This is a genomic window from Fredinandcohnia onubensis (assembly GCF_002734285.1).
Lineage (GTDB): Bacteria > Bacillota > Bacilli > Bacillales > Bacillaceae_L > Ferdinandcohnia > Ferdinandcohnia onubensis_A.
This window is the reverse complement of the sequence record NZ_NSEA01000009.1, coordinates 82059-100633: the sequence shown is the minus strand read 5'-3', so window position 1 is coordinate 100633 and position 18575 is coordinate 82059. Positions and strand designations below refer to the sequence as shown.

At 37.1% G+C, this 18575-nt stretch carries 20 protein-coding genes; 8 read left to right on the top strand and 12 right to left on the bottom strand.

The annotated features are described in order from the left end of the window. Positions 1 to 371: 371 nt before the first annotated feature. Entirely contained in the window at positions 372 to 1988 is a 1617-nt protein-coding gene (locus tag CKJ95_RS10180) for a glycerol-3-phosphate dehydrogenase/oxidase (protein WP_099353476.1), read from the bottom strand. 174 nt (positions 1989 to 2162) lie between these two features. Then, positions 2163 to 3653 (bottom strand): glycerol kinase GlpK, encoded by a 1491-nt coding sequence (glpK, locus tag CKJ95_RS10175; RefSeq protein WP_099353311.1) that lies wholly within the window; start codon positions 3651 to 3653, stop codon positions 2163 to 2165. 162 nt (positions 3654 to 3815) lie between these two features. Between glpK and CKJ95_RS10170 the strand changes: the two genes are divergently transcribed. After that, complete coding sequence (locus tag CKJ95_RS10170; protein WP_099353310.1) at positions 3816 to 4061, top strand: HPr family phosphocarrier protein; 246 nt, start codon at positions 3816 to 3818, stop codon at positions 4059 to 4061. Between the two features lie 63 nt (positions 4062 to 4124). Here CKJ95_RS10170 and CKJ95_RS10165 read toward each other — a convergent pair whose 3' ends face one another. After that, the gene (locus tag CKJ95_RS10165; protein ID WP_099353309.1) at positions 4125 to 4793 is read right to left on the bottom strand and encodes an HAD family hydrolase; all 669 of its coding nucleotides are present in this window, start codon (positions 4791 to 4793) and stop codon (positions 4125 to 4127) included. Between the two features lie 186 nt (positions 4794 to 4979). On the opposite strand from CKJ95_RS10165, the gene CKJ95_RS10160 reads away from it, so the two are divergent. Then, on the top strand, positions 4980 to 5420 hold the full coding sequence (locus CKJ95_RS10160; protein WP_099353308.1) for a disulfide oxidoreductase: 441 nt from the start codon (positions 4980 to 4982) through the stop codon (positions 5418 to 5420). Between the two features lie 3 nt (positions 5421 to 5423). Then, positions 5424 to 5903 carry a thioredoxin family protein gene (locus tag CKJ95_RS10155; protein ID WP_099353307.1) on the top strand — a complete coding sequence of 160 codons (480 nt, stop codon included), beginning with the start codon at positions 5424 to 5426 and terminating at the stop codon, positions 5901 to 5903. Positions 5904 to 5966: 63 nt separating this feature from the next. Here CKJ95_RS10155 and CKJ95_RS10150 read toward each other — a convergent pair whose 3' ends face one another. Further along, on the bottom strand, positions 5967 to 6368 hold the full coding sequence (locus CKJ95_RS10150; RefSeq protein WP_142353939.1) for a DUF5365 family protein: 402 nt from the start codon (positions 6366 to 6368) through the stop codon (positions 5967 to 5969). A gap of 170 nt (positions 6369 to 6538) precedes the next feature. Between CKJ95_RS10150 and CKJ95_RS10145 the strand changes: the two genes are divergently transcribed. The 3 genes from CKJ95_RS10145 to CKJ95_RS10135 all read left to right on the top strand — a co-directional run bounded on the left by CKJ95_RS10145 (position 6539) and on the right by CKJ95_RS10135 (position 8659). After that, positions 6539 to 7438 carry an RluA family pseudouridine synthase gene (locus CKJ95_RS10145; protein ID WP_099353305.1) on the top strand — a complete coding sequence of 300 codons (900 nt, stop codon included), beginning with the start codon at positions 6539 to 6541 and terminating at the stop codon, positions 7436 to 7438. Between the two features lie 103 nt (positions 7439 to 7541). Next, on the top strand, positions 7542 to 8414 hold the full coding sequence (locus CKJ95_RS10140) for a sulfite exporter TauE/SafE family protein (RefSeq protein WP_099353475.1): 873 nt from the start codon (positions 7542 to 7544) through the stop codon (positions 8412 to 8414). A 155-nt stretch (positions 8415 to 8569) separates the two neighbouring features. Continuing rightward, the gene (locus CKJ95_RS10135; RefSeq protein ID WP_099353304.1) at positions 8570 to 8659 is read left to right on the top strand and encodes a YjcZ family sporulation protein; all 90 of its coding nucleotides are present in this window, start codon (positions 8570 to 8572) and stop codon (positions 8657 to 8659) included. 88 nt (positions 8660 to 8747) lie between these two features. Here CKJ95_RS10135 and CKJ95_RS10130 read toward each other — a convergent pair whose 3' ends face one another. Next, positions 8748 to 9677 carry an alpha/beta hydrolase gene (locus CKJ95_RS10130; protein ID WP_099353303.1) on the bottom strand — a complete coding sequence of 310 codons (930 nt, stop codon included), beginning with the start codon at positions 9675 to 9677 and terminating at the stop codon, positions 8748 to 8750. A gap of 436 nt (positions 9678 to 10113) precedes the next feature. On the opposite strand from CKJ95_RS10130, the gene CKJ95_RS10120 reads away from it, so the two are divergent. Then, on the top strand, positions 10114 to 10554 hold the full coding sequence (locus tag CKJ95_RS10120; RefSeq protein WP_099353302.1) for an OsmC family protein: 441 nt from the start codon (positions 10114 to 10116) through the stop codon (positions 10552 to 10554). A gap of 202 nt (positions 10555 to 10756) precedes the next feature. Here CKJ95_RS10120 and CKJ95_RS10115 read toward each other — a convergent pair whose 3' ends face one another. The 3 genes from CKJ95_RS10115 to proC all read right to left on the bottom strand — a co-directional run bounded on the left by CKJ95_RS10115 (position 10757) and on the right by proC (position 13903). Beyond that, the gene (locus tag CKJ95_RS10115; RefSeq protein WP_099353301.1) at positions 10757 to 11674 is read right to left on the bottom strand and encodes a ketopantoate reductase family protein; all 918 of its coding nucleotides are present in this window, start codon (positions 11672 to 11674) and stop codon (positions 10757 to 10759) included. An 82-nt stretch (positions 11675 to 11756) separates the two neighbouring features. Then, complete coding sequence (locus tag CKJ95_RS10110; RefSeq protein ID WP_180271471.1) at positions 11757 to 12680, bottom strand: VanW family protein; 924 nt, start codon at positions 12678 to 12680, stop codon at positions 11757 to 11759. Between the two features lie 413 nt (positions 12681 to 13093). Next, entirely contained in the window at positions 13094 to 13903 is an 810-nt protein-coding gene (gene proC, locus CKJ95_RS10105) for a pyrroline-5-carboxylate reductase (RefSeq protein ID WP_099353299.1), read from the bottom strand. Between the two features lie 117 nt (positions 13904 to 14020). On the opposite strand from proC, the gene CKJ95_RS23805 reads away from it, so the two are divergent. After that, positions 14021 to 14155 (top strand): hypothetical protein, encoded by a 135-nt coding sequence (locus tag CKJ95_RS23805; RefSeq protein ID WP_257215758.1) that lies wholly within the window; start codon positions 14021 to 14023, stop codon positions 14153 to 14155. Between the two features lie 30 nt (positions 14156 to 14185). On the opposite strand, the gene CKJ95_RS10100 is transcribed toward CKJ95_RS23805, so the two are convergent. From CKJ95_RS10100 to CKJ95_RS10090, 4 genes are all read right to left on the bottom strand, one after another. Further along, positions 14186 to 14743, bottom strand: a complete 558-nt coding sequence (locus CKJ95_RS10100; RefSeq protein WP_099353298.1) for a DNA-3-methyladenine glycosylase I — start codon at positions 14741 to 14743, stop codon at positions 14186 to 14188. A 95-nt stretch (positions 14744 to 14838) separates the two neighbouring features. Further along, positions 14839 to 14982 (bottom strand): hypothetical protein, encoded by a 144-nt coding sequence (locus CKJ95_RS23340; protein ID WP_180271470.1) that lies wholly within the window; start codon positions 14980 to 14982, stop codon positions 14839 to 14841. A 108-nt stretch (positions 14983 to 15090) separates the two neighbouring features. Then, the gene (helD, locus tag CKJ95_RS10095) at positions 15091 to 17415 is read right to left on the bottom strand and encodes an RNA polymerase recycling motor HelD (protein ID WP_099353297.1); all 2325 of its coding nucleotides are present in this window, start codon (positions 17413 to 17415) and stop codon (positions 15091 to 15093) included. Between the two features lie 180 nt (positions 17416 to 17595). Continuing rightward, the gene (locus CKJ95_RS10090) at positions 17596 to 18540 is read right to left on the bottom strand and encodes an SDR family NAD(P)-dependent oxidoreductase (RefSeq protein ID WP_099353296.1); all 945 of its coding nucleotides are present in this window, start codon (positions 18538 to 18540) and stop codon (positions 17596 to 17598) included. Positions 18541 to 18575 lie beyond the last annotated feature (35 nt).

Here is an 18575-nt window from a genome sequence, read left to right as displayed (position 1 = left end):
ATAAAATCCTGTCTTTTTCCAATTAATTTAGCAAAGTTTGCCTTGATTCTTATGAAAATGAGTAAAAAGGCTAGGTTGATCAAAATGAAGTTTACGATTTTTTGTAGGGAATGTTGTTATGTTCCGCATCGTATTTGTGCAATAGGACCGTTAAGTTTTTAAGGTGGTTGCTGGTTCGCTGTTACCTAATTTTATCCAGATGCGTGCTTATTTAAGGCGGTTGCTGGTTCGCTGTCTCCTAATATCCTCCAGTTACGTACCTGTTTAACTGGTTGTCCGGCGCCGTTTCACTAATTATCACATGGTGGGACCTTATAATTCCCTGAAAGTCAAAAAAACAGACGGATTCCTCCGTCTGTCTACACAAATAACTATCTTTCTTCAGTTGGCTCGGTTGCGTCTCTAATGTAGGCTTCAACTTCGGCTTCATAGCCTTGTTTTTCTTCTGCAGTCCAGTTAAATTTTTCTGCCATATAGGAGATAATCTGTTGTTTCCATTGATTGACCCAATCAATATCAAAGAACATCGCACCTGTACGGCGAATGAGGAAATCGATTGGTTTTGTGACCATTTCATATTGAATTCCATATTCCAATGATGCAAGTACTGGCAGAGTCGGTTCATTTACTTTATCACTTAAATCGACCATAATACCCTGAATAATATTGATGTTTGATCCATACAATCGCGTTAATTTTTGAGCATCCTTTTGCGTTAGATGGAATTCGTTCATGAGTTCCTCAACTTTTTTAGCCACAAATGATGGATAGTTTTTCGAACCACCAACATCTCCACCAGATATAGCCATACTTTTTGTTTGACAAGGTTTAAGTGTATTAGCCCCTTCTTCTTGCAAAAGCTTTTCGACTTTGTCTACCACGGTTTCTGCCATTTTACGATAGCCTGTTAATTTGCCACCTGCAATTGTAATGAGACCTGAATCAGAAACCCAGATTTCATCTTTACGCGATATTTCGGAAGGATCCTTTCCTTCTTCATAAATCAATGGTCGTAGACCTGCCCAGCTCGATTCAATATCAGAATCCTTGACATTTACTCTTGGGAACATGTAGTTGATTGTATTAATTAAATATGCACGGTCCTCTGTTGTTACTGTTGGATGTGCGGTATCTTTGTAGTAAAATGTATCCGTTGTTCCGATATACGTTTTACCATCACGAGGAATTGCAAATACCATTCGGCCATCTGGTGTATCATAGTAAACCGCTTGTTTTAACGGGAACTTGGATTGATCAATAACAATATGAACACCTTTTGTTAGACGTAATACTTTACCTTTTTTCGAATTGTCGGCTTCTCTCATTTTATCGACCCAAGGCCCGGTTGCATTGACAATTTTTTTCGCGTGAATTTTGTATTCTTTTCCTGTAAGTTGGTCAACTACCTTTACTCCTTTTACCTTTTCATCCTCATATATAAATGATTTCACCTTGGCATAGTTGACCGCTTTTGCGCCTTTTTCGATAGCCTTTTTCATCACTTCAATTGTTAAGCGTGCATCGTCTGTTCGATACTCAACATAATAGCCTCCGCCTTTAAGACCGTCCTTTTTGATAAGTGGCTCTTTTGCAAGTGTTTCATCAGCACTTAACATGGATCTTCTCTCTGACTTTTTCACTCCTGCTAAATAGTCGTAAACCCGTAGGCCGATAGATATTGAAAATTTCCCAAAGGTACCTCCTTGATGTAGGGGTAATAGCATCCACTCTGGAGTTGTCACATGTGGGCCATTTTCATAAACAACGGCCCTTTCTTTGCCTACCTCGGCCACTAATCCGACCTCAAATTGTTTTAAATAGCGAAGGCCGCCATGGACGAGTTTTGTAGAACGGCTGGATGTTCCGGCAGCAAAATCTTGCATTTCAACAAGAGCTGTTTTAAGTCCACGAGTAGAAGCATCAAGTGCAATTCCAGTACCCGTTATTCCACCACCAATTATAAATAAGTCGTGAATTTCCTTCTCCATATCCGCTAATATTGAACTTCTATCTATACTTGAAAACTGTGTCACGATCCCCACTCCTTAAAGAGGTAGAAAAAAGAGACCACAAAAGTCATTGTACACATAGTGACAATGCTCCTGCGGTCTCTCCCTAATCTCCTACCGAATGATTAACTTATCTTCATGATAGCATACTTATTATTTGAATGCCATGGCAGCCTGTACTGCCTTTTTCCAACCGTTATATAGTTCTTCTCGCTTTACTTCACTCATTTTTGGTTCAAAGGTTTGATCAATCGCCCATTTACTAGAAATTTCTGATTGCCCCTTCCAATAGCCCACTGCCAAACCAGCCAAGTATGCAGCCCCTAAAGCTGTTGTTTCACTGATTACAGGTCGTTCGACTGGAACTCCTAAAATACCGCATTGGAAATCCATAAGGAAGTTATTTTTCACAACACCACCGTCTACACGAAGTGTTTTCAACGATATGCCAGAATCAGCCTCCATTGCAGTTAAGACATCCTTTGTTTGGTAGGCTAGTGATTCTAAAGTTGCTCGAATGAAATGTTCTTTTGAAGTCCCACGTGTAAGCCCAAACACAGCGCCACGAACATCACTATCCCAATATGGCGCGCCTAGACCAACAAATGCCGGCACTACATATACACCATCCGTTGAATCCACCTTTACAGCATATCCTTCGCTATCTTTGGCATCTGTAAACATGCGCAGACCATCACGAAGCCATTGAATAGCGGAACCTGCGACGAAAATACTTCCTTCTAAGGCGTATTCAACTTTTCCGTTAATCCCCCATGCGATTGTTGTTAATAATCCATGCTTAGAAGGTACTGCTTTCTCACCAGTATTCATCAGCATAAAGCAGCCTGTCCCATATGTGTTTTTGACCATACCCTTTTCATAACAAGCTTGCCCAAAAAGAGCTGCCTGTTGGTCACCTGCTGCACCAGCAATTGGCACCTCTTGACCAAAGAAATGATAAGGAGCTGTAGTTGCATACACGTCTGATGATGGGCGAACCTCTGGTAGCATCGATTTTGGTACAGTTAAATGCTCTAATAACTCATCATCCCATTGTAATTCATAAATGTTGTACATTAACGTCCGGGAGGCATTTGAATAATCTGTTACATGAGCCTTTCCACCTGAGAGCTTCCAAATGATCCAAGAATCAATTGTCCCAAATAGTAGTTTCCCGCTTTCCGCTTTTTCACGTGCTCCTTCTACATGATCTAAAATCCATTTCACTTTTGTCCCTGAAAAATAGGCATCAATTAAAAGGCCTGTTTTTTGACGGAATGTATCATTTAATCCCTTTGCTTTTAACTCTTCACAAATATCAGACGTTTGACGGGATTGCCACACAATTGCATTGTACACAGGCTGGCCTGTTTCTTTGTCCCACACAACCGTGGTCTCACGTTGGTTTGTAATCCCAATTCCTGCAATCTGCTCTGCTTTTACATTTGCTTCTGATAAAACAGATGCCATGACTGATAAAATTGAACCCCAAATTTCATTTGCGTTATGTTCCACCCAGCCTGGTTTAGGAAAAATTTGCGTGAATTCCTTCTGCGCTACATGTAAAATTTCACCTTTTTGATTAAATAAAATGGCGCGTGAACTCGTGGTACCTTGATCAAGTGAAAGTATGTATTTTTCCAATTTTTAGCCCCCCTTTAAAACATTTTCCTTACTTAAAATTAACACGCTTACATATTTTTTTCTACCTGAGAAGAGGTGCTTTTTTTAGGTCTAAAATTATTTTCTCAGAATAAATGTAGTAATGGTCATTTTAAAATTAACTCTTGTAAGGAGTGGAATGCTTTGATTGAAAAAGAAGTTACAGTTACGATTAAGGAAGGACTACACGCTAAGCCAGCAGGGGAATTAGTACAGAATCTTAGTAGGTTTACAAGTGATGTTGAATTTCGGTTTAAAAATAGATCATACAATGCCAAAAGTATTTTAGGGTTAATGGGGGCAGGTATTCGTGAAGGCCAGATCATCACTGTTAAAGTAGATGGTCCAGATGAAGAGGAAGCATTAGAGTGGCTTGAGAATTTTATTTAATATTATTTTAAATAAAAACCACGATCGATATCAGTGCTGATATTAATCGTGGTTTTTTATATTTTATTTTTGATTAATTTTATCTATTTTATTAATTAGCTCATTTAATTGAATCGCTGCCATCGACTCCAAGCGATGATCAACTTCACAGAAATCTAAATCCTTTGTTACTTGGTTCGGTATCACGACACAATACATTCCGGCACGTTTAGCTGCTAGTGCACCATTTGCAGAGTCTTCAAAAACTAGACATTCCTCTGGTGAAACATCTAAGCATTTTGCTGCCTCTAAATATAGGGTCGGATCTGGTTTTACCTTTTCAACATCATCAGAAGTTCGAATGCATTCAAAATAATCGAATAAGCAAAGATTCTTTAAGTGATTTGATACCCATTCGTAGGTAGAGCTTGAGGCCAAACCGATTTTCAATCCGGCTTTCTTTGCGGCTGCAAGGTACTCCTCAACTCCTGGTAATGGACCTTCATTCTTCATTCGTTCATTGAATCGGTCTCTTCGTATCTTGGTTAATTCCTCATGGTCAACTTTCTTCCCAATTTGCTCTTCTAAATAGGAAAGGGCATTGAATCCTGCTTGCGTTCCTATCACCTTGCCCCACACCGACATTGGAAGTTCGGAGCCATGCTCTTGAAAGATTTCATTTAACACATTATATTCATTGGTTTCTGTATCATAAATTAAGCCATCAAAATCAAAAATAACTGCCTTTATCACTTCACCATCTCCTGTCTATCTAATCCACCTTCTATTATAAAGAATTAATAGGCAATGTCCATTTCTCTCTGTCGACTTTGTCACAAATTGTCCACAAATATATCTTCACTTCAAGATTTTACATTTTACAATCGCCTACGGTGATACTATAATTTTGAGTATACTTATGTGGAATGAGGGAGACGATTGAACTCTAAATCAAATGAAAAGGTACTAGAAACGTATTTATTTATTGCATTTGCTGCAGCATTAATTTCCACGCTTGGTAGTCTTTACTTTTCAGAAATACAGAAATTCGTACCATGTGAACTTTGCTGGTACCAGCGTATCTTTATGTATCCTCTCGTAATCATTTTAGGAATCGCTATTTTTAAAAAGAACTATAACATTGCACTCTATACCTTTATCCTGTCTTTAATCGGTGGTTCAATTTCAATCTACCATTATCTTGTGCAAAAGATCCCTGCAGTTGGTGAGAACTCACTCGCATGTGGTGTTGTACCATGTACAGGCCAATACATTAACTGGTTTGGCTTTGTAACAATACCTTTTTTAGCATTAATAGGTTTTACAATTATTGCAATAACTAGTTTTATAACACTAAAAAGATGGAAAGAAGGGAAATAACTCTTGAAAAAAGTTATTATTTTTACAGTTATTATTGTTGCTATTTTCGGAGCACTTGCTTTTGTAACAACTACTCAAAACAAACAACAATCCGAGGGTAATCCTTATGGGAAGGACAAGCTAGATCCTGCGACAGTTAAACAGCTTAACGATCCAAACTACGGAAATCAAATTTTACCTGACGAATTAGAAACAAAGTTAGAAAATGGGGAAACCATGACTGTTTACTTTTACAGTCCAACATGTCCACATTGTCAGGAAACAACTCCGGTCATCGTTCCAATGGTAGATGAAATGGGACTTGATTTAAAGAAATACAATCTACTTGAATTTGAGGAAGGTTGGAATAAATACGGAATTGAGTATACGCCTACATTAATTCACTTTGAAAATGGTGAAGAAGTTTCACGTCTCGTTGGGTATCATCCAGATCATAACGAATTTAAAACTTTCTTTGAAGGTGCATTGGCAACTTCAAAATAAAAGCAAATCCCTGCTCTCTGAGCAGGGATTTTTTTCTGTAAAGGCTAAGGCTACCTTTATGTATTAAGCTAGATATTGATTGGCTGGCTTTGAATATTTACTTAATACGTCAGGATTATTCACACATTGAAACTCTTCGATGGTGAACGGAAACAAATAACCGTAATCATTTAATATTTGCGCATTCTTTGCAAAGATTTCTCCATGATATTCTTGGCAGCCTTCTTCTCGAATTGTTTCCAAAACAGCAATAATCGCTTGAAGGCTTGACATGACTTTAAAAGCCTTATCCAAAGTTCGGTTAAAGTAGACGTCTTCCTCTTTTGGTGCTAACACATTCCACTTCTCGAGTTTTGAAATATACTCATCTTCAAAGTAGGTTGGAAAGATTGAAGAATACATATAATCGACTAGCTCCGTAATATGATGTTCCTGCTCAGGAGTTGATGCTACTACAATTTTCAATGTAAAACCCACCCTTATATCTCCATAGTAATAAGATTAGGATAACATAGGATTCTTTGTTTTTGGTACGGTAAGTCTTTCCTCCATACCCACCTTTCTCTTTCATTCATTAGGTGAATTGGATATACTTTTAAAAGAGTAAAGACAGAGAAAATCTAAAGGATGATTGCATGTTAACAAAACGATTTGGGGAATGGTTCGAGGTTACTGTTCCGAGTAGTTGGGAAGGTATCACCATTGAAGACGTTCTTAAGACTGAATGGACAATGCCGAAGCAAATGCTTCATCAACTACGTATGGAAAAAGGGACGAAGCTTAATGGGGAAACCAAAAATTTAAACACTCTTCTTAAACAGAACGATAAACTTCAAGTTAATCTTTTCCCTGAAGAGGAATTTGGAGTGATACCAGAATATTTAGCTGAGTTACAAATCTTATATGAGGATGATCATCTCCTAATTGCAAATAAACCACCTGGAATGGATACACATCCAAATGAAGAAGGTCAACTTGGCACGCTTGCTAACGCAATTGCCTACCATTTCCAAGTGAACGGTGTGCATACAAAGGTTCGTCATATTCATCGCCTAGACCGTGACACAACGGGAGCTGTTATTTTTGCGAAACATAAATTAGCTTCATCCATTTTAGACCGGAGATTGGAAAAACGTGAAATTAAGCGGACCTATCTCGCTTTAGTGCATGGAATTATCAAACAAAAAAAGGGATCAATAGATGCTTCAATCGGTCGTGATCGACATCATCCAACCCGTAGAAGAGTATCTCCGAATGGACAAAAGGCGATCACAAAATTTAACGTAATTCAAACACTAGTCAATAAAAAAATGACATTAGTGGAACTTGAACTGTTAACAGGTCGTACTCATCAAATACGCGTTCATATGAGCCATCTAGGGTACCCACTTGTGGGAGATACCTTATATGGTGGACAACCAATTGTCCCAAGACAAGCACTACACGCAGCAAGAATTAGCTTGCAGCATCCTCTTACAAACGAGAAAATTTTGTGTGATGCACCTTTTTTGGATAACTCGCTTACTTTTTCATAGTTCTTTCATCTATTCTTTAGGTATTGGGTCTTGTAAACATGCAGGAGTTACATTTTTGCTGTATAATATTGGACACAAAGTGGATAAGGAAAGGAGTTTGCCTTTGCAGGACTTACTTATTTACCTCATATTAGGTCTTTGTGTTGGAGTAATGTCAGGCTTTTTTGGAATCGGCGGTGGATTTATTCTTACACCAACATTAATCCTAATGGGATTTTCTCCTGTTATAGCAATCGCTACAAGCCTTTTATATACAGTTGCGACATCACTTTCTGGTGTTGTTGCACATTTTCGCCTGAAAAATATTAAATGGGAAACATCCATTGTGATTGGGATAAGTGGAATTATTGCCACTCAGCTTGCGCACCCATTCGTTTTATTACTAGGAAAGTACCAACTAGAAAATACTGTTATTCCATTGATGTATATTGCACTAATTTTATATTTTTCAATTTCAATACTTGTGAGTAACTCGTCAAGTAAAGAACAAACCATTAGTAAAACCAAATATTCATATGTGAAGATTGTGTTAATAGGCTTATTTGCAGGTTTTATTTCAACCGTATTAGGTGTAGGTGGAGGATTTATAATTGTTCCTTTATTGATCGGAGTTCTCGCCTTTCAACCAAAGTATGCGGTAGGTACAAGCTTGTTAAGTGTCTTAATGATTGTTATAGCAGGTTTTACCACATATGCATCTACAGTTGAACTTGATTTCGGTGTTATCGGAAGTCTTATCGTCGGCGCACTAATTGGTGGTCAGCTTGGTGCAAGAGTTACAAATGTGTATGAGGATAAACAGGTTCGTCACTTCCTAGCCGGATTGTATATTGCGACCGGAGTAAGCTTAGTATTAAAACTATTGAATATGGACCTTCTTGGATTACTAATACTGTTTTTCTACTGCCTATATATGCTTTTACATTTCTTACTTCAAACTGTTAAGGTACGTCTTAAAGAAAAAGAAGTTGGTTAAAACAACATCCCTATTATCTAGAGGATGTTGTTTTTGTTTTTTTACATGCACAAAAATTAGGTTAACCTTTTTTTCGATTTCTCCATGTATGTCCATTTCATATTTACTGTATTTCCATACGATGTAGTATCGCTTGTAATAAGGAGGTGCTTTATATGAGCAATGGATATGGCAACAGCTTTGCGTTAATCGTAGTTCTATTTATCCTATTAATCATTGTAGGTGTTTCTTTCGTGAAATACTAATCTATAGGTTTTAAGCGAATCCACCGCGTATCCCTATTATATCTCCTCGTTAAGGTGTTTCAGAGGTGCATACCTTTGGAACCCTTTTTTATGTATGCTTATCTAGCCAGTTGATGACATCCGTAAACACTTCTTCTTTATTTAATTCATTTAAGATTTCATGTCTACTATCTTCGTAGAGTTTCACGGTTACATCCTCGATTCCTAATTTTATATACATATCTGCAGCTTGGAGAATTCCCTTTGAAAAATTACCAACCGGATCTTTATCACCTGACAAAAAGTACATCGGTAAATCTTTAGGAATATTACGATTCACACTATGTTTATTTACTTTTGCTACCCCACTAACGAGATCATAAAAGAAGCCTGCTGTGAATATCCCACCACAAAGAGGATCATCGATATATCTGTCTACTTCACTTTTATCTCTAGATAGCCAATCAAACTCAGTACGGGTCGGAGTAAAAGCTTTATTATAACTACCGAACGTTAGCTTGTTCATAAGTGAACTACTCGTTTTTTTTCCTTTTCGCTTCATTTCAAGCTTTGCAATGCCAATTCCAATCTGCCCAATGAGTCCTGGATTTCCTCCAGTTCCTGATAGAATGACACCTGATAATTTGTCACCATGCATTTGTATATATCTCCGTGATAAGAATGAGCCCATACTGTGTCCGAATAGAAAAATGGGTTTGTTCGGATAATCCTTTTTAATGATATTTGTTAGCTGAAGCATGTCTTCAACCACTAAATCAAATCCATTCTCCTCCGCAAAAAACCCCACCAGGTTTGCATTTTTCCCCGTTTTTCCATGGCCCCGAAGGTCGTTTCCGTAGACGATATATCCTTCCTGTATCAACGCTTTTGCAAATAAATCATAACGTGCAATATGCTCAGCCATTCCATGAGCAATTTGGATAACTCCTTTTGGTGTTATATTATTTTCATCTTCCCACTTTTTATAAAATATCGTGACACCATCATTCGTTAAAAATGTAAAATCCGTACAGCTCATCTCTCATAGCCTCCTTTTGTATCTATTATATGAAATGAATTAGGTAAATAGATATAGATTTGGTAACAACCACCTATTTTCATTTAGTAGAGGGTTCGGTAAAATTAAGACATAAACAACAGATGCTGTGATGTTAGTTTCCTAGTATTGTTTCAACCGAATACTAAAATTTTGGGAGTTTAAGAGACTAACCTGCAACACCATGCCATTTCCTTTTGTGGACGGTGACGCAAGTTATGCAAACACCCACCTGTCAGAGTGCAGGTTGAGAAACAATATGGGGACGGCATATGTGGCATTCCCTTTGTGATAAAGCTGATTTCGTTTAATGCGGAATCAGCTTTTTGTTTCTCTTATTTATCTCTTTCTTGTTTCCATTTTTTGTGCATATAATAGAATTAGGAGTAGAGAAAAATGATGAGGGGAATGAAGAATAATGAGTCTTTTCACAGTAAAGGGTACTTGGACTGGAAATAGGAATGGGGAAGGTACCATTACCACAGATGGGCTTCATACAGTGGTTTCCGCACCAAAACAACTCGATGGTCCGGGTAAAGGTGCAAATCCTGAAGAATTGTTAGTTGCAGCAGCTACAAATTGTTATATGCTTACTCTTGCAGCAATCTTGTCTAATCGAGATATTGAATACACTCATCTCGATGTTGAAACAGAAGGTACAGTCGGAAAGAATGGTAAGCGTTTAATCTTCGAAAAGATTGTTCATAAACTAGTTATCTATGTAAAACAAGCTGACGTAGAATTACAAGAAAAATTAATTCAACTTGCACACCGTGCGGAGACAGCCTGCTTTATTTCACAAACGCTAAAGGGAAATGTTGAGGTAACCGTTGAACCTGTTGTTAAAGTTATTGGTTAAATATTTTGTTACACCCCTTGTTTGGGATGATGCCCATTGGTGGCAAACTTATACGTGGGGTGTTTATTTCTGAAATGATGTAGTGGCAGTATTTTTTAGATAGTGAGAGTAAAAAAAGATTAGTGGCAGTATTTCAAGAATAGTGACAGTAATTCATCAAATATAAAAAAAGGCAGTGCGCTCCACTACCTTTCTCATTCTACTATCCTCTTTGCGCTTGATACACCTTTAAGTTTGAATAGATGATCTCTAATAATGGCGTATCGATTCCTTTTTCCTGGGCAATTTTATATAAATAACCTTGTAATTGATCAGCCTCTACATCAAAACCTTTTTCCATATCACGCTGCATCGATGATTTCATATCATAACTCAATAAATTTGTTGTTTTTAAATGCTTTTCCTCTATGTCCTGATCAATAGGTGCACCAATTGCCCTCATCACAGAACCGATTTCTTTGTATAGGTTTAGAATAAGCTTTTGACCATTCTGTTCTTCGCGAATGGGGCCAATCGCTGATCTCATCAACGCTGTAATGCCTGAAAAACCAGTGATAAACATATATTTGTGCCACATCTCTCGATCAATATTATCGCTTAATTGAATCGTTGTTTTCGTTCCCGACATGACATCCGCCAAACTTTCAATACGATTCGTTCTCTCTCCTGAAAACTCCCCGAATAAAGCACGATGGCTTGGGCTTGTCTGAATGATTTTCCCCTCAGAATCCAATGTTGATTCTATGAAGCATAAACCACCAATTACATTTTGTGGGTTAAACTTGGATTTAATGACATCCACATGACTGTAACCATTCAAGAGTGGCAGAATCATTGTATCCTTGCCCACATATGGCTCAATACTTTCTAAGGCACCTTCAAGGTGATATTGTTTAGTTGAAAGAATGATAACATCGAAAGGACCTGCTTCATCACCTGATTTAATCGTTTTCGGTTGAAGTGTCACATTTCCATGGATGCTTTCAATTTGAAGTCCATTTTTTTGTATTTGCTTTTGTCTATTTTCACGGACTAGAAAAGTAATGTCTTCCCCCTTTTCCAGTAGGCGTCCCCCAAAGTAGCCACCAATTGCCCCAGCTCCTACAACTAGTATTCTCAAAATTTTGCAACCCCTTTCATACTGATACTACAATATTATAACAAAAAAAGACCAGATAAGTACTGGTCTCTTAAACTCTCAATTAGTTAGATACATAATTTGCTGCGGAACGAACTTCGATTTGAAGCGAACCGCCTTTTACAGACGATTTCAATACTACTGGATATGGACGATTATTTGAAAACTTAAAGTCTAAATACGGATAAGCAACTGTCGCGTCATGCCCAATTGGAACATAACCGACTGGTTTTGAGTGGTGATGGACCTCAATCATTTCTAGTCCCGCCTTTGCAACAGCATTATAAAGAGTACTAGAAGTTTGACATACTCCTCCCCCATATCCCGGAACAAATTCCTTGTTCACGATTACGGTCGCAAGCGCATAGCCGTTGTCTTTTGACGCATTTCCAACGACTGTATTAAAATAAAAACGGTCCCCTGGTCCCAACACTATATCATTAATTTGATCTGCAGATTTTTTGATATTAAAGCTTCTTCCTTCTACAGAAGCATCGAAATACGTTGTGAAGCTTCCAAGCACGACTTCATTAATACCTTGAACTTGATCTTGTGTAACGTTTGGATTTGTTTCTTCAATTGGAAGTACAACTTGCTTATTAAAAACCGAATTATCTAGTAATCTAGTGACAAGCTCATCTTCCTTTAATATCATTTGGCTTTGACCTTGTTGCAATTCTCCAGAAGTACTAAGTTTTGCAGGTATCATTGGTCGATCAATCGTTGCTGCCAAATCACTTGCTAGTTGTATTGCTTTTGCTTTTAATTCTTCTTCATTTTGAAATTCATCCATGTTCAGAACTTCAATGATACTGTTGTCTCGAGGGTCGATTATAGAAACTTCACGTACATCAACGCCTTGCTTCGACTCAATTACTTCAACAGGCGCTACCTGATGAAGCTCAACGGTCACTGGTTCTTTTTCGATGAGACTGCACCCACTCATCAATAATACACCTAATAATAATGGCAAAATTGTTTTCTTCAAATTACTCTCTCCCATAATTTAATTGTCTTACATTTTTTTTTGGACAATGTTACAAATGTTAAAAATGGTTAACAAAAGGACTTACATAGGAATCTTATTAATGAAAAATGAATATATTCCAATTTACTGTAAGTATTTAAATTCCTTCTCGTACTAGGGATATAGACTGAGATGTTTGATAAATGGGAAGTGAATGTAGTGGTAAGAATAGTAGTTTAGCAGTAGAAGAAGATAACCTTTTTCACCTCATTAGACGTTGGATAGCTTGTATTTGTTACTAACTTTTGAAATATTTGTCATATTTTTATTATACGTTCTCTTCAAAGAACAAATCAACTAAAAAAACTGCAATCAGAGTCATTTGATTGCAGTTTTTTTCTTTTAAAAGAGAACCACAAGAATTGTCCCAACTTTTATTCTTGTGATAGTTCCTTTGACTTCTGAGTACAGCTTTCCATCGCTGCAATTATAGCCGCACGAAAGCCCTGTTCTTCAAGGGTTGCGATGGCTTGAATTGTTGAGCCACCCGGTGTGCATACATCATCTTTTAGTTCGCCAGGGTGTTTTTCAGTTTCCAACACCATTTTTGCTGCTCCAAGTAAAGCTTGGGATGCAAGTTTATACGCTTGTTTTCTAGGAATTCCTTGCAAAACCGCTCCGTCTGCTAAAGCTTCGATAAACAAATAAGCATAGGCTGGCGATGATCCACTTACTGCGGGAATGGCATCCATAAGTCGTTCTTCGATGACCTCAGCCTTTCCAAAACCTTCAAATAGATGGACGATTTCAGATAGATCTTCAGTAGTCACATATGAGTTTACGCAAAGTGCACTCATTGCTTCTCCAACTAATGAAGGTGTATTTGGCATGGAGCGAACAGTCTTTATAGGTTTTTTAAATAGTTTTTCGATAAAATCAAGCGTTATCCCAGCCGCAATTGTAATGATAATCGCTTCATCTTTTACAACCTCTTTAACCTCATTGATGACAGCATCATATAAATCTGGTTTTACAGCTAGAAATAAATAGTCAGCATGTGCAGCTACTTCTATATTTTTAAGGGAAGTTCCGACTTCGTATGTTTTCTCTACGAATTGTAACGTTTCTTCAGTTCTTGCACTCACAATGATTTGTTGTGGGGTAGCCACTTCAGAAGTAATGATCCCTTGAATCATCGCTTGAGCCATTTTTCCACATCCAATAAACCCAATTTGTTTGTCCATGTTATACCTCCTCTACTTTTTCCATTATAGAGAAGTTCTAAGAATAAAAAAACTTAGATGACCCGTGCATATAAATCAAAAGGGGGGATAAGCTAATCCAAAAAAGAGGTGAAAAAGATGTATCGCTTTGAAAGACTCCTTGATACCGTCTTTGGATATACAGGATGGCATGACATTACAAATACGATGATTCACGGTGAACAAGAACTTGGGTCTTTATATGAAGATGAAGAAGATGATTCCGTCATGTAAAAAAATGACTCCTTAAATGGGAGTCATTTCTCATGTACGCTTATAACAATGACAGCTTATTATATGATCATTAACCATCCCTGTTGCTTGCATAAATGCGTAGCAAATGGTGGAACCAACAAATTTAAAACCACGCTTTTTTAAATCCTTGCTTAGTTTGTCGCTAATTTCAGTAGTAGTTGGTACGTCACTTAAGGTTTTAAAATGATTTTTTATCGGTTTACCACCCACGAATGACCAGATGTATGTATGGAAGCTTCCGAATTCTTCTACGACCTTATGAAATGCTTTTGCATTCGTGACAACCGCATTTACTTTAAGCCGGTTTCGAACAATCCCTTCGTTCGATAATAGTTGCTCAATTTTGTTGTTATCATATGTAACAATTTTTTCTGGAACAAAATAATCAAAGGCTTTACGGTAATTTTCTCGTTTTTTTAGTATGGTGTACCAGCTAAGCCCAGCCTGCGCACCCTCTAAGTTCAGATATTCAAATAACAAACGGTCATCGTATACAGGTACACCCCATTCATGATCGTGGTAATCCATATATAGAGGGTCATCATTCACCCATCCACATCTTTTCAAATACTCTCCCCACCTTCTATTTCCTTTTATTAAGGATTATACCAGAAGAGTGGGAATAAAGGAGAATCCCCTTTATTCCTTTATTTACCTCCGTTTTATTCTTTTATTCCTTCAAGCCATTCCTTGTAGCATTCCTTACATAATGTTTCTTCGCGTTCTCCTTCAACTTTAACAAATGCAACATAATGAAATCTTTCGTTTTCAAAAGGATCTTGGCAATAGAAGCAATTAGTCGTCATTTTTTAACCTCCTACTGAATAATCTTTTTCTTATTTTTATCTAACTGTCTGTTGTTTTTTCACGTTAATAATATCCAAAAAAAAGAGTCAGCATCTGCCGACTCTTTGTTATACTTCTAAATATTTTTCTTTATCAATCTCATCAAAGAAAAAGCTTCGTTGTCCAATTGAAAAAAGCTGCAGTTCATGCATAGCCCTTGTGCAGGCGGTGTAAAAAAGCTTTCTTTCATATTCTCTTCCGTAAACGTCATTTGATGCGTTATAAATAATGACGGCGTCGAACTCGATTCCTTTTGCTAAATACGTCGGCAATATTAAAACACCTTTATCAAATTGGTACGTCTCTTGGCTCATTAAACGGACCTGTATTTTATCTTGTAATGCCTGAAATGCTTCGTTACTTTCCACTGCAGTTTTACAAATGACCGCAATAGTTTCATGGCCTTTGTCTTGAAGAGCTTTTATATGGTGTAGAATTTCTTCGTGGAGATTAGCCTTAGTATCCACTTCCTTGAGAATAGGAAGCGATCCTGAACGATTAAAGGCTTCAATTTCCTCTCCGCCAGCGACAATGCCTTTAGAAAACTCAACAATTTCTTTTGTAGAGCGGTAGCTTTTTTTCAATTGTATAACTTCATATTTCTCTTCCTCATAAAGCTCTGGCGATAATAATGTTGGTGCATTCATGGAATGAGCGTATATCGCTTGATTGTAATCCCCAAGAATGGTCATCCGACAGCTTGGAAATAACTGCTTCAAATATTCAAATTGGAACGGAGAATAATCCTGGGCTTCATCAATGAATAAATGACGGATACCAGTGTTCGATTTTTTCCCCTCTATTAAGTCCTGTAAATATAAAAATGGAGTTGCATCCTCATAATTCAATTGGTTTTGTTTCAATTGTATGATGGAGTACGAACTGATTTCGTTCCAATCCTCCGATAATTTTTGTTCATTCACATAAGAAAATAATTGCTTATATAGTCCTTTTATATCTAGATATTCAAGTTTTTTAATCGCAATCTTGATTGGTTTAAAATGCTTACGTACAATTTCCTTAGCGATTAATTTTTCCTCACGTTCATAATCATCAAAGGTATCCTCAGAAAACTCCTGCTTTTTCTGTAATTGCTTAAAGATTTCGAGATGGTCTTCCTTCTCCATTAATTCAGCTTCCTGAAGAACCCAGTCCTTTTTACGTTCTTTTCGTTCGTACTTAATAACTTCCTTCATTAGCCACTCTGTCACTTTGGTCAATCGATTCGGAATTGAAATGGTTGGATCTAATGTATAGAAGTATTCCTGAATCTCATTTTTCGAGATAATTTTTTTTCTGTTAAAACTAATATTTTTAAAAAGAAGTCCTTTTTCTCCAATTTGTCTTACATAAGAATCGATTAGTTCCATAAACCCAATGCTTGCTTTTAAAGTTATTGCTTTAAGCCTCACATCATAATCAGGTTGATCCATCGCTGTTAATAAATATTCCATTTGGGAAAATGGATCCTCCACTTCATAAAGGGTACCTAATCGATGCTCTACATACTCTTGGAATGTAGATTGCTGCATGTTATCTTCACCAAGTTCAGGCAGAACAGTTGCAACATAACTGTTGAAAAGAGGATTTGGTGAAAATAGCATGATGTTACTCGAGTTAAGCTGTTCACGATAACGATAAAGCAGGTAAGCGACCCTCTGTAATGCAGCTGACGTTTTCCCTGATCCAGCCACACCTTGAACAATTAAATAACGACTTTTTTCATTTCTGATGATTTTATTTTGCTCACGTTGAATAGTTGCAACGATACTTTTCATTTGTGTATTCGCATTATTACCGAGCACCTCTTGAAGCATTTCATCCCCAATTATGACACCCGTATCAAACATACTTTTCATCTTGCTATTTTTGATGATGAATTGACGTTTTAACGTCATTTCCCCTTGAATTTTTTCAAAATGGGATTCATACTTTGCTGGGCCAGGATAATAATCATAGTACATACTTGAAATCGGTGCTCTCCAGTCAAATATTAAAAAATCCTCATCCTTTTTATCTAATAATGATGCAATCCCAATGTAAATTTTCTCTTCTTTTGTTTCTCCATCTTCTAAAAAATCAAATCGGCCAAAATATGGTGAGTCTTTTAGTCTTTCAAGAACTTTGATTTGTTTATGAATCAGTCGATGGTTTCGCTCACGTTCACCCAATAGTTCGGACTGCTGTTTAATACTTTGAAATGTTTCAATGACGTCATCAGGTTCATCAAGATTGACAGTTACATCTTCCCAAAATGTTTTCCGAAGGTCGACTAGTTCACTTTTTGCGCCTCCCACCTTTGATTCAATGGTTGCTTTCTTACTATCGATGACCTCCAACACATCTTCAAGTCTGTCTTGTTCCTGAATCCAGTCTGGATTATTTTTTTCCATGAACACCACTCCTCGTATAAGTGAACTTCTGTCTCTACCCTGTAATTGATAATAGTTGACAAACAAAAAATATTGTTATAAAATTATAATAGGGTAATTTGAACGTATTTATTTATATGTTGCAAAAAAAGACAGAACAATGACATCATATCATGTCGTTCTGTCTTTTTCAATGCTTTTTCAGTTATTACTCATGTTACTCTTCATAAAATCTAAGGTTCTTTTAATTCCTTCTTCATATGGTGTTGCAGGTAAAGTGCCGATTTCCATCTCATATTTTGAACCATCTAATACCACTGGATCCTCTGTTAAATACAGCATTTCTACAACTTCTCTCATTTGTTTATCAAAAATCCCTAAGAATTGAATCATTCCCTTTGTTACGGTTGAAACAGACTTTTGATAATGTAAATGACTTCCTGCAATGCTTATGATCTTTTCACCAGAGATAACTCCTGCAGCTGGTATATTCCAGCTTTGCCCATATGCTTTATCGTGTATTGCTAGCTCAACAATTGCCTTTGCCCCATCAGGAGTATAAATATATTCCCTTGCATTTTGTTTATTTCCAACGAACATTGCCTTTTTATTTTGAACCATTTTATCGAATGTGTAGGTCAACATCGCATTTACTGCGTTAGGTCCATAAAAATCAGGAAAGTGTGCGATAAGTACTGGCACATTTGCTTGAAATGCTATATTACAAAGCTCCACCCTTATCTTTCCTTTTTTTGTATGAGGATTTTTGGGATACTCTTCGTTTACTTTACGACCAGTTCCACGACCGTATGCATAAATATTATCAACTATCGCAAGCTTACTATTTGCTGATTCAGCAGCTCGAACGACATTTCTCATTAAAGTTGGCTGCTTTTCATACCATTCACTGTACGGTATATTGATCGCATGAAATATTACATCAATATCTTTCGCCGCATTTATAAGATCTTCCTCATTAAAAACATCTCCTGTAACGATTTGTACTTTTTCTCTGTTATTAAATAGTTTCTCTAATTTTTCTTTAGAACGAGCAAAAGCTATTACTTCGATTTCTCTTTCAATCAACTCTTCAACAATCGCATATCCCATTCCACCTGTTGCCCCTAATACCAATGCCTTTTCCATCCAAACCCTCTCCCTTTCTTTTATTAACCAATGGT